This is a genomic window from Isoptericola sediminis, from assembly GCF_013085345.1.
Lineage (GTDB): Bacteria > Actinomycetota > Actinomycetes > Actinomycetales > Cellulomonadaceae > Isoptericola > Isoptericola sediminis.
This window is the reverse complement of record NZ_JABFAJ010000023.1, coordinates 1-7,543: the sequence shown is the minus strand read 5'-3', so window position 1 is coordinate 7,543 and position 7,543 is coordinate 1. Positions and strand designations below refer to the sequence as shown.

At 71.8% G+C, this 7,543-nt stretch carries 9 protein-coding genes and 3 tRNA genes; 3 read left to right on the top strand and 9 right to left on the bottom strand.

Annotation, left to right across the window (positions count from 1 at the left end; translation table 11 throughout):
- Nucleotides 1-78 precede the first annotated feature (78 nt).
- The 7 genes from HLI28_RS12415 to HLI28_RS12385 all read right to left on the bottom strand — a co-directional run bounded on the left by HLI28_RS12415 (nt 79) and on the right by HLI28_RS12385 (nt 3,196).
- A complete protein-coding gene (locus HLI28_RS12415; protein ID WP_171247887.1) occupies nt 79-1,491 on the bottom strand; it encodes an AGE family epimerase/isomerase in 1,413 nt (470 codons plus the stop codon).
- 119 nt (nt 1,492-1,610) lie between these two features.
- Complete coding sequence (locus HLI28_RS12410) at nt 1,611-2,036, bottom strand: MaoC family dehydratase (protein WP_171247886.1); 426 nt, start codon at nt 2,034-2,036, stop codon at nt 1,611-1,613.
- Nucleotides 2,036-2,500: an FAS1-like dehydratase domain-containing protein gene (locus HLI28_RS12405; protein ID WP_171247885.1), complete on the bottom strand. Its 465-nt coding sequence runs from the start codon at nt 2,498-2,500 to the stop codon at nt 2,036-2,038. Before HLI28_RS12405 ends, HLI28_RS12410 begins: the two co-directional genes overlap by 1 nt.
- A gap of 26 nt (nt 2,501-2,526) precedes the next feature.
- The gene (rpmG, locus tag HLI28_RS12400; protein WP_171247884.1) at nt 2,527-2,697 is read right to left on the bottom strand and encodes a 50S ribosomal protein L33; all 171 of its coding nucleotides are present in this window, start codon (nt 2,695-2,697) and stop codon (nt 2,527-2,529) included.
- 86 nt (nt 2,698-2,783) lie between these two features.
- Nucleotides 2,784-2,860: transfer RNA gene (locus HLI28_RS12395), tRNA-Met, on the bottom strand.
- Nucleotides 2,861-2,924: 64 nt separating this feature from the next.
- A tRNA-Thr gene (locus HLI28_RS12390) sits at nt 2,925-2,997 on the bottom strand.
- A 117-nt stretch (nt 2,998-3,114) separates the two neighbouring features.
- Nucleotides 3,115-3,196, bottom strand: a tRNA-Tyr gene (locus HLI28_RS12385).
- Between the two features lie 125 nt (nt 3,197-3,321).
- Between HLI28_RS12385 and rarD the strand changes: the two genes are divergently transcribed.
- Genes rarD through HLI28_RS12370 form a run of 3 tightly spaced genes read left to right on the top strand, consistent with a single transcriptional unit; the run spans nt 3,322 to nt 5,666 of the window.
- Nucleotides 3,322-4,260: an EamA family transporter RarD gene (gene rarD / locus HLI28_RS12380; RefSeq protein ID WP_370375352.1), complete on the top strand. Its 939-nt coding sequence runs from the start codon at nt 3,322-3,324 to the stop codon at nt 4,258-4,260.
- Between the two features lie 24 nt (nt 4,261-4,284).
- On the top strand, nt 4,285-4,779 hold the full coding sequence (locus HLI28_RS12375; protein ID WP_171247882.1) for a YajQ family cyclic di-GMP-binding protein: 495 nt from the start codon (nt 4,285-4,287) through the stop codon (nt 4,777-4,779).
- Nucleotides 4,776-5,666, top strand: a complete 891-nt coding sequence (locus tag HLI28_RS12370) for an HAD hydrolase family protein (protein WP_171247881.1) — start codon at nt 4,776-4,778, stop codon at nt 5,664-5,666. The genes HLI28_RS12375 and HLI28_RS12370 overlap by 4 nt, the downstream gene beginning before the upstream one ends.
- Before the next feature lie 2 nt (nt 5,667-5,668).
- Here HLI28_RS12370 and HLI28_RS12365 read toward each other — a convergent pair whose 3' ends face one another.
- Both HLI28_RS12365 and htpX read right to left on the bottom strand, forming a co-directional pair.
- Nucleotides 5,669-6,496: a potassium channel family protein gene (locus HLI28_RS12365; protein ID WP_171247880.1), complete on the bottom strand. Its 828-nt coding sequence runs from the start codon at nt 6,494-6,496 to the stop codon at nt 5,669-5,671.
- 57 nt (nt 6,497-6,553) lie between these two features.
- Nucleotides 6,554-7,444: a zinc metalloprotease HtpX gene (gene htpX / locus HLI28_RS12360; RefSeq protein WP_171247879.1), complete on the bottom strand. Its 891-nt coding sequence runs from the start codon at nt 7,442-7,444 to the stop codon at nt 6,554-6,556.
- Nucleotides 7,445-7,543 lie beyond the last annotated feature (99 nt).

Below are 7,543 nucleotides of genomic sequence, written 5' to 3'. Positions count from 1 at the left end.
GGAATCGGCGGCCCTCCATCGATGGAGGGCCGCCGATTCCATGCCCGCAGCGGAAGGGGCGGGGGTGCGGAGGTGAGGTCAGACCCCCAGGCCGCCCACCTGGAGCGGGTTCACGCCCTCCGCCGCCATGACGTACCAGGAGGTCGCGCCGGTGTGCTGGATCTGGAAGTAGCCGAACCCGAAGCCGGTGTCGATGAGGCTCGAGGCCGCCACGACGCCACCGCGGTCGGGCAGCGGGTCGCCGCCGACGGTCTGGCCGGCGCCGACCAGGTTCTGCGCGACCCGGATCTCGTCCAGCAGGTCGTGCGCCCGCCCGGAGTCCCGGGTCCCGCGGCCACGGTCGGCCATGGCGCAGGCGAGCTGACCCGTGCCCTCGAGCCACACACCCTGCTGGTGCACGGGGAGCCCGTTGTACGACGCCGTGGACACCAGGCTCGCGCTGGAGAACGTCACACCGGAGATCGTGACGTCGCCCGGCAGCTGGGAGTTGCCCTCGCCCGCGACGTCGCGGGTGGCGAGGTCGTCGGCGGCCCAGTCCACGGAGCGGCCGTACCGCTCGGCCTGCAGCGCCAGCCATCCCCAGGTCGCCGGGTCGAGCGGCAGCGGGTCGCGGTTGATCTCCACGCCGTCGTTCGTGCCGGTGTAGAAGAAGCCGCCCTCGCGGTCCCACATGATGTCGACGAACGCGCGGGCGTGCTCCTGCGCACGGCGCCAGCGGTCGCCGCCCTCGAGGGCCTCGAGCTGGCGGAAGAACGCGACGCAGTCGATGTTGTGCTCCGTCGACCCGTTGGGGATCGGGTTGTTGCCGCCGTCGACGCCGAAGGAGAAGCCGCCGAGCGGACGCTCGGACCACGTGTTGTCGAGGATCCACTCACCGATGCGGACCGCACCGTCGAGGTACCGGCCGTCACCGGTGGCGCTGTAGGTGTGCAGCAGGGCGATGCCCGGCCAGGCCATGTCGCCCACGGCGGTGCCGAGGAACCCGAACTGCCAGCCGATGTTGGCGGTGCCGTCGGGCAGCTCGAGCCCGTAGGGCTGCGGCGTGCCGTCGTAGAAGGTGTACGGGCCGGTGTTGTAGCCCTGACGCAGGCGGCCGTCGTCGTAGGTGGGGTCGTTCTGCTGGGCGAAGAGCAGGCCGTCGGCCAGGGTGGTGGCACGGCCCACGTGGCCGCCGGCCAGCGAGGCGCAGATCGTCAGCGCGACGTCGTACACGAACGCCGTGGAGAACAGACCGAGCTGGTCGGCGTAGGACTGGGCCATGCGCGGCCCGCTGTTGACCTCGGGGTAGGCGTCGGTCATCGCGCCGAGGAACGCGTGCGCCCGCTCGAGGGAGTCGGCGCTCGACATCGAGCCCGCGACCCCGCCGCGAGTCGCGGGGGACGCCCAGGCCTGCATCCCGGCGGCCAGGGTTGCCGCACCGGCCGCACCGGCGATGAGGACGCCGCGGCGGGACACCGCCGCGGTGAGGGGTGACGTGCTGGGACCAGGCATGAGCATCTCCTTCGACGAAAGCCCCCTACGTTGGGAGCGCTACCAAGCGTAGATTACTCGTGTCACTTTCGGCTTGGGAAGGGTTGTGATCACGCCGTGATCTGCCGACCGGGGTCGGCTCAGGAGAGGCGGACGACGACCTGCGTGCGACCGAGGACCTTGACGCCCTCGTGCGTGACCGTCAGGTCGATCCGGGCGGTGCCGGCGTCCGCGTCGGTCGCGCCGACCGTGGCGACGACCTCCACGGCGGCCGCCCCGCGGGCCGGCACCGGGACGGGTTTGGTGAAGCGGGTGCCGTAGCGCACGATCGCGCCGGGGTCGCCGGCCCAGTCGGTCACCACGTCGACCACGGTGCCCATCGTGCACATGCCGTGCGCGATGACGCCGGGCAGCCCCACCTCGGTGGCGAACTGCTCGTCCCAGTGGATCGGGTTGAAGTCCCCGCTGGCACCGGCGTAGCGGACCAGGGCGGCGCGGTCGATCTCGACCGTGCGGGTGGCGACGACGTCGCCGACCGTGAGGTCCGCGAGCTGCGGGCGGGTCATCAGGAGTCCTCCCCGCGCACGACCAGGCTCGAGGTGACCGTCGCGACGTGCTCGCCGGGTGCGCCCTCGTCGGCGTCGGCGGCGAACAGCTCGCACCGCGTGGTCACCATCGAGATGCCGGCGCGCTGGGTGACCGAGTCGACGTGCAGGACGGCCGCGATCTCGTCCCCCGCCACGATCGGGCGGTCGTAGGTGAAGGTCTCGTCCGCGTGCACGACGCGGGAGAAGTCGATGCCGGCCTCCGGGTCGGCGACGTACTGCTGCTCGGCCCGCTGGGCGACCACGACGGCGAACGTCGGGGGCGCGACCAGGTCCGGATAGCCGAGACCCCGCGCCGCCACGAGGTCGTGGTGCGCGGGGTGGGAGGCTCCGACGGCGTCGGCGAACTCGCGGATCTTCTCGCGGCCGACCGAGTACGGCTCGGTGGCCGGGTACTCACGGCCTGCGAAATCCGGGTTCGCCACGTCGGGACGTCTGATCCGAGACGGGTTCAGCGGGTCTCGCGGTGCGCGGTGTGCTTGCCGCAGCGCGGGCAGAACTTCGCCATCTCGAGGCGGTCCGGGTTGTTCCGGCGGTTCTTCTTCGTGATGTAGTTCCGCTCCTTGCAGTCCACGCAGGCCAGCGTGATCTTCGGGCGGACGTCAGCGCTCTTGGCAGCCATGGGTCTTCACCTCTCGCGCCCCCGGAAGGCGCTACGTGCGTCAAGGATGTGGTCCGACGCCGGCCGTCGGACCGCGTGTTGTGTGTTGGTAGCGAGGGCGGGGCTCGAACCCGCGACCTCACGATTATGAGTCGTGCGCTCTGACCAGCTGAGCTACCCCGCCGCGCGTGACCACGCGGGACCGTCGGACCGATGGTTCGGACGACGATCCCGCGCTCGTCACACAGAGCCCCGAAAGGGAATCGAACCCTTGACCTTCTCCTTACCATGGAGATGCTCTACCGACTGAGCTATCGGGGCGCGGGGAAGACTCTACACGGCTCCGTGGGCCCGGACGAAATCCGGTCCGCGGTACCGCACGGGCGTCTCCCCCGAGCGATGGAAGAACCTCACCAAGGGTGAGGTCGATCCTCGCGGTGGCAGGTGAGGGATTCGAACCCCCGAAGTCGATGACGGCTGATTTACAGTCAGCTCCCTTTGGCCGCTCGGGCAACCTGCCGGGCGAGTTCGCGGACGAACTCGCGGAGACAACCATAGCGGTCCGACGGCCCGGGTGGAAATCCGCTCGACGTGGCCCTGGTCACCCTGCGGGCCAGGCCCGTCACGGCGGTCTACCCTCGGGTGGTGACACCTCCTGCCGCGCAGGATCGCTGGGGGCTCCCGCTCGGGTTCTCCGCCTTCCTGATCTGGGGCGCGATGCCCCTGTTCTTCCCCCTGCTCGAGCCGGCCGGCCCGCTCGAGATCATCGCGCACCGGATCGTCTGGTCGCTCGTCTTCTGCATCGTGCTGCTCGCCGCGACCCGGTCCCTGCACTCGTTCGTCGACGTCCTGCACCGGCCCCGCACGATGGCCCTCCTCGCCCTCGCGTCGGTGCTGATCATCGTCAACTGGACCACCTACGTCTACGCGGTCCTGACCCAGCACGTCCTGGACGCGGCGCTCGGCTACTTCATCAACCCCCTGCTGACGGTCGCGCTCGGCGTCGTCGTCCTGCGCGAGCGGCTGCGCGTCGCGCAGTGGGTCGCGCTCGGGCTCGGCGCGGTCGCGGTGGTCGTGCTGTCGACCGGCGTCGGCGGCATCCCCTGGATCTCGCTGGTCCTGGCGGGCGCCTTCGGCCTGTACTCGCTGGTGAAGAACCGTGTGGGCCGCGGGGTCGGAGCCCTGCCGGGACTGGCCGCGGAGACCGCCGTCGCCACGCCGTTCGCCCTCGCGTACCTGTTCTGGCTGGCGGCGATCGGCGCCGGGACCTTCAGCACCCAGGGCGTCGGCCACGCGCTGCTGCTCGCCTCGTGCGGCGTGGTGACGGGCCTGCCCCTGCTGCTCTTCTCCGCGGCCGCCCGGCGGCTGCCCCTGTCCGTGGTCGGGATGCTGCAGTACCTGACGCCGTTCCTGCAGTTCCTGCTGGGTCTGCTCCTCTTCGGCGAGCAGATGCCGCCCACCCGCTGGGCCGGCTTCGTGCTCGTCTGGGTGGCCCTGGTGGTGCTCACCGTGGACGGTCTGCGGCAGTCCCGTGCGACCCGCCTGGCCGCCGCCGCACCGGCTACCGTGGACACCGAACCCTGACCCACGCACGCAAGGAGCACACCCGTGGCCGACTCGTCCTTCGACATCGTCTCCAAGGTGGACCGCCAGGAGGTCGACAACGCCCTCAACCAGGCGGCCAAGGAGATCAACCAGCGCTACGACTTCCGCGGGGTCGGTGCCTCCATCGCCTGGAGCGGTGAGTCGATCGTCATCACGGCCAACAGCGCCGAGCGCGTCAACGCGGCGCTCGACGTGTTCCAGACCAAGCTCATCAAGCGCGGCGTCTCGCTGAAGGCGATCGACACCGGCGAGGGCGAGCCGCAGGCCTCGGGCAAGGAGTACCGCCTCGTCGCCTCCCTCAAGGAGGGGCTGAGCAGCGAGAACGCCAAGAAGATCACGAAGCTGATCCGGGACGAGGGGCCCAAGGGCGTCAAGACGCAGATCACCGGCGACGAGGTGCGCGTGACCTCCAAGAAGCGCGACGACCTGCAGGACGTCATCGCGATGCTCAAGTCCGCCGACCTCGACGTCGCGCTGCAGTTCACCAACTACCGGTGACCACCCCGGCGCCGCTCCCCCGCCTGGTCGCCACCGACCTGGACGGCACCCTCCTGCGCCCGGACGGCACCGTCTCGGAGCGCACGCGGGCGGCCCTGCGGGCCGTCGAGGACGCCGGTGTCGAGGTGCTCTTCGTCACCGCACGTCCGCCGCGCTGGCTGGACGGGCTCGCCGACTGCGTGGGCGGGCACGGCCGGGTCGTGTGCCTGGGCGGGGCCGCCGTGTGGGACCTGGCCACGGGGACGGCGGAGGAGGTCCACGGGTTCGAGGACGACACGCTGCGCACGATCGTCGGCGACCTGCGCGACGCCGTCCAGGACGTCGCGCTCGCCCTCGAACGCCACGACGGGCCGACGTTCGACCCCTGGTTCCCCCGCGGCGAGCCCGGGCTGCCCGACGCCGTGCACGCCGTCCCCGTCGAGCGCACGCTGGACCCCGCCGCGGTGCGGACCGGCCGTCCGGCACCGGTGGGCAAGCTGCTCGCCGTCCGGCCCGGTCCGGGGCGTTCCACCCGACCTGGCGACGTGCAGCGCGGTGACGCGGGCGACGCGGACCAGGAGGAGTTCTTCGCCACGGTCCGGTCCGTCGTCGGGCAGCGCGCGCACCTCGCCTTCTCCGGCGCGGCCGGGCTCGCCGAGCTGCTGGCCCCGGAGGTGACCAAGGACAGCGCGCTGGCGCGCTGGTGCGCCCGGCTCGGCATCGACGCCGAGGACGTGTGGGCCTTCGGCGACATGCCGAACGACCTGGCGATGCTGCGCTGGGCGGGGCGCGGGCACGCCGTCGCCGACGCGCACCCGGACCTGCTGGCCGGCGCGGACGTCGTCGTGGGCAGCGCCGAGGACGACGGCGTGGCCGCCACGCTCGAGGCGGCCCTCCGCTCCGTGTGACGTCAGCCCGAGCGCGTCCCCACCCCGGCGCCGTCGGCCCGGAGCCGGGAGACCTCCTCGCGCAGTGCCCGGACCTCGGTGACCAGGCTCTCGACGTCCCCGCGGCGGGCCCAGAGGTCGTCGGCGGCGTCCCGGGGCTCGGTCCGGCGCTCCTCGGTGTCTGCCTCGACGTTCTGCACGAGCCACGACGACAGGGTCGCCGTGACCACGCCGAGCACCGCGATCCCGCCGAGCATCATGCCCACCGCCACGAAACGGCCCGTGACCGTGACCGGGTAGGTGTCGCCGTACCCCACGGTGGCCATCGTCACCAGGGCCCACCAGAACCCGTCCCCGACGTTCTGGATCGTGCTGCCCTCGGCGCCGCGCTCGGCCTCCGTCACGGCCAGGGACCCGGCCAGGACCAGCAGCGCGGACCCGGCGGCCGCGTAGAGCACCACGCGACCGCGCATCGCGCTGGCGCCGGCCCGGTTGAGCCGTTTGATCGCCTTGACGAGCAGCAGCAGCCGCAGGGGGCGCAGCACGGGGACGGCGACGATCGCCAGGTCGAGCAGGTTTCGGCGGACGAACCGCCACCGCCGACGCGCGAGCAGCAGGCGGCCGACGTAGTCGACGACGAACACGAACCAGGCCCCGAAGACCACGATCGAGCAGAGCTCGTGGACCGCGGCCGGCACGCCGGGCCAGACGATCGGGATGGCGTAGGCGGCGAGGAACAGGCCGGCAGCCGCGATCAGCGGCCACTCCGTGCGCTGCTCCCAGGCGACCACACGGGGGTCCTCGTCGTGCTCGGGGGCCAGGGGGCGGGGCGGTGGGACGTCGGCGCTCATCGTCCGCCAGCGTAGCGAAGGCACCCAGGAGTCTCCTGGAGGCCAGGACCGCCCGCGTCAGTACCGCGTGATGCCGCCCGGGCCGAAGCCGTCGCCGGCCATCTTCTCCAGCCGGGCGATGCGCTCGTCCATCGGGGGGTGGGTGGCGAAGAGCTTCGCCATGCCGCCGCCGCGGAACGGGTTCGCCAGCATCAGGTGCGACACGTTCTCCAGGGACTGCGTCTGCGGCAGCGGCGCGGCCTTCGTGCCCTGCTCGAGCTTGCGCAGCGCCGAGGCGAGCGCCAGCGGGTCGCCGGTGAGCTTGGCGCCGTCCTCGTCCGCGTCGTACTCGCGGGTGCGCGAGATCGCCATCTGGATGAGCATCGCGGCGAACGGGGCGAGGATCGCCAGCGCCAGCGCGGCCAGCGGGTTGCCGCCCTCACGCCGGTCTCCCCCGCCGAAGATCAGCAGGAACTGCGCCAGGGAGGTGATGACACCGGCCAGCGCCGAGGCGACCGAGGAGGTGAGGATGTCGCGGTTGTAGACGTGCATGAGCTCGTGGCCGAGCACGCCGCGCAGCTCGCGCTCGTCGAGGATGCGCAGGATCCCCTCGGTGCAGCACACGGCGGCGTTCTTCGGGTTGCGCCCGGTGGCGAACGCGTTGGGCGCCTGGGTGGGCGAGATGTACAGACGGGGCATCGGCTGGCGGGCCACCGTGGACAGCTCGCGCACGATCCGATACATCTCCGGGGCCTCGAGCTCGGTGACCGGGTAGGCGTGCATCGCCTTGATGGCGATCTTGTCCGAGTTCCAGTACCCGATGAACGTGCCGACGAGGCCGAACGCCATGAACAGGAACAGCATCCCCTGGCTGCCGCGGAAGAACACCGCCCACAGACCGAGCAGCACCGCCCACAGCACACCGAAGAGCAGCACGGTCTTCAGACCGTTGAAGTGGCGATGGCCCACCAGGTGACTCCTTCCTCCGACCGGCCGCACGGGTGCTGCGGCAGGATCCCACCGGGGCAACGCGCGAGGCCCGGCAGCGGTTCCCACCGCTGCCGGGCC

What these genes read in the sequence shown, in the direction of transcription:
- HLI28_RS12415 (WP_171247887.1), bottom strand. Translation starts at nt 1,491, where the DNA reads ATGCCTGGTCCCAGCACGTCACCCCTCACCGCGGCGGTGTCCCGCCGC.
- HLI28_RS12410 (WP_171247886.1), bottom strand. Translation starts at nt 2,036, where the DNA reads ATGACCCGCCCGCAGCTCGCGGACCTCACGGTCGGCGACGTCGTCGCC.
- rpmG (WP_171247884.1), bottom strand. Translation starts at nt 2,697, where the DNA reads ATGGCTGCCAAGAGCGCTGACGTCCGCCCGAAGATCACGCTGGCCTGC.
- HLI28_RS12365 (WP_171247880.1), bottom strand. Translation starts at nt 6,496, where the DNA reads ATGAGCGCCGACGTCCCACCGCCCCGCCCCCTGGCCCCCGAGCACGAC.